The organism is Rhizobacter sp. P5_C2 (assembly GCF_054049715.1).
Window position 1 is genome coordinate 1 of the sequence record NZ_JBFULV010000227.1, and the last position, 2,117, is coordinate 2,117.

Consider the following 2,117-nt stretch of genomic DNA (forward strand, 5'->3'; position numbering starts at 1 on the left):
GCCGACATGCGACTTCCGCCGAGTGGCGCGAAGGTTGGTCGCGCCCGTCCACTGTAGAGTGCGCCGTACGAACTGTATACAGAGTCATCAAATGATCGAACTCGAACAATTGGAAGAGATGTTTTCGAGCATCGCGAGCGGCGCGAAATGGGACATGTCGAAGCCCATGCTGTGGGGATACTTCTTCACTGATGCTTCTGAGGAAAAGCTCACCTCAATCGTTCCCGCCCTCGAACGCGACGGATGCAGATTCGTCGACTTGTACGTTCCGGACTTGGACGAAGGCGAGCAGCCCTACTACTTCTTGCACGTGGAGAAGGAGGAGGTTCACACGCCCGCGAGCCTGTTTGAGAGGAACGCTCAGTTCTACGCCCTGGCTGAACGCTACGGCCTTGGCAGCTACGACGGAATGGACGTTGGGCCCATCCTCGCACCATAGCGTCCCCGCCCCATTGGCAAACCCGTAAGCGGACACTGGCGACCGACCGGTTGTGGCCGATCAGCGACTTCCGCGGCAGGCGCGGCAGGCGCGGCAGGCTACGAGCCTACGTTGATTCTGACTTGCGCGCCGTCAGGGAGTTCTCGGATCTCCTGGAGGAGGTGTCCGGTGAGGGCAAAGTGTTCGCGCGCGTTGACCGGGTTCAGATTCGAAACCTCATAGGTGCCTTCCTTGAAGACTGGCAGCGTCACGTAGGTGAAGCATTCGCCAGGAGAGGGACGCTTCCCGGCACCGTGAAGGCGCTCCACGAGATCGGGCATGAACCAATCGTCCACAAGGTCGATACCGAGTAGGCTTTGGAATTCCTCGACAGAGCCAGCGACCCGATTGACCTCCGCCGTTCCTGCGTTGAGCCACCAGACGCCACCAGAACGGGCCTCGAAAAACACATCACCGAGTACCGAGAACAGAACGGGCACGAATGGCTCGCGCAGCAGCCATGACCAGGACTCTCGAAGCTGCTGCACGGCCTCGTCACTGGGCACGAATGTGAGCGACGACCATTTGTGCGACATGTTATGCGGGAGGAGATCCTTGTACGGGAGCTCGTCGATTGTGCCTTGGGCGGTGGACCTCGCCGCACGCCCCCAAAGCGGCCCTTCGCGACCGGCAGCAAGTGGCCGACTGTGCATGTTCGCCGCGTTGCTCGCAAGCAGTCGGTCGCAGGTGGTGCCGTCGCCGCTGGACGACCGCTTGCAGGCCGACGTACGAAGGGGCACAGTCGGCCAGAAGCCGTCCTTCTCCAACGTCCGCTCTTGGGAGCCACGCCAGCGGCTACGATGCCTCCCGTCAAGCAAAGGTGATCACTTCGACGACATGGGCATCTACTACTACCTGTACGACCGAGAGACCGCAAAGGGAGTTTGCCTCGGAAAGAGGGGGCGACGTTTTGACGCAGAGTTCGAGGGGCCTACTGTGTGCATCAATGGAGATCAGTACCTCTTGCCAGCAAACCTGCTGCAGCTCCTGATCGATCGCTTCAAAGCAAGTTCGTCGGCGCACTGCGTCAGCATATTGCCCGACTACGAACTTTTCGATGGTGCCGATGCGATTCTTCCCGCTGCTACACCGTACACCGCCATAGGTGGCGATGTCGGGCCGCCGCTTTCAATCTACCTGCCCGAACTCGAAAGCGAGGCTGGACGAGCAGCCGTCATGCAGGCTGGGCTTCGCCGTGCATGAATTCACCGCCGGCCGGCGCGATTGGTTGGTGGCGGAGTGAGCTTCCGACGTCGCAACAGAACACCGTGGCTCTTGCACGGAGGCAGGGCTCTCGAACTGCCGCTACGGATCGTCTACCGCCGATATGAAACCCCAGGCGACTGACAAGAATCGGCCACATGCCGTCGGTCGAAGGTGTCACCGGTTTCAAGGGCCGTACCTTGCAGCTATGATCCCTCGCGGCCCCCACACTTGCTAGCCTTTCCTTCCATGCCAGAGCTTCTTCGCGCCCTTCTCGCTTTAGAGTTCGACTACGCTGGCGGCGAAGGAATTGACTTTGAACCCTTCGATAGCTTTTTGTCGACTCAGGAGACCCGAGACTGGTTCCGGGCTTGGACTGGGAACGAAGAAGTCGACGGCTCGGATTTCTTGGTATTCGGTCAGGACGGCACCGGCG

At 60.1% G+C, this 2,117-nt stretch carries 4 protein-coding genes; 3 read left to right on the forward strand and 1 reads right to left on the reverse strand.

Going from position 1 to position 2,117, the window contains the following annotated elements; translation table 11 throughout:
* The first annotated feature begins 91 nt into the window (after nucleotides 1-91).
* Nucleotides 92-439, forward strand: a complete 348-nt coding sequence (locus ACXJLU_RS33180) for a ribonuclease E inhibitor RraB (RefSeq protein ID WP_457337980.1) — start codon at nucleotides 92-94, stop codon at nucleotides 437-439.
* 98 nt (nucleotides 440-537) lie between these two features.
* Here the strand turns inward: ACXJLU_RS33180 and ACXJLU_RS33185 are convergent, their stop codons facing one another.
* Entirely contained in the window at nucleotides 538-1,245 is a 708-nt protein-coding gene (locus ACXJLU_RS33185; RefSeq protein ID WP_457337981.1) for a T6SS immunity protein Tdi1 domain-containing protein, read from the reverse strand.
* A 70-nt stretch (nucleotides 1,246-1,315) separates the two neighbouring features.
* Between ACXJLU_RS33185 and ACXJLU_RS33190 the strand changes: the two genes are divergently transcribed.
* Nucleotides 1,316-1,681, forward strand: coding sequence for a hypothetical protein (locus ACXJLU_RS33190; RefSeq protein WP_457337982.1), 366 nt, complete (start codon nucleotides 1,316-1,318; stop codon nucleotides 1,679-1,681).
* A 249-nt stretch (nucleotides 1,682-1,930) separates the two neighbouring features.
* On the forward strand, nucleotides 1,931-2,117 hold a 187-nt coding region (locus ACXJLU_RS33195; protein ID WP_457337983.1), incomplete at its 3' end, for a hypothetical protein.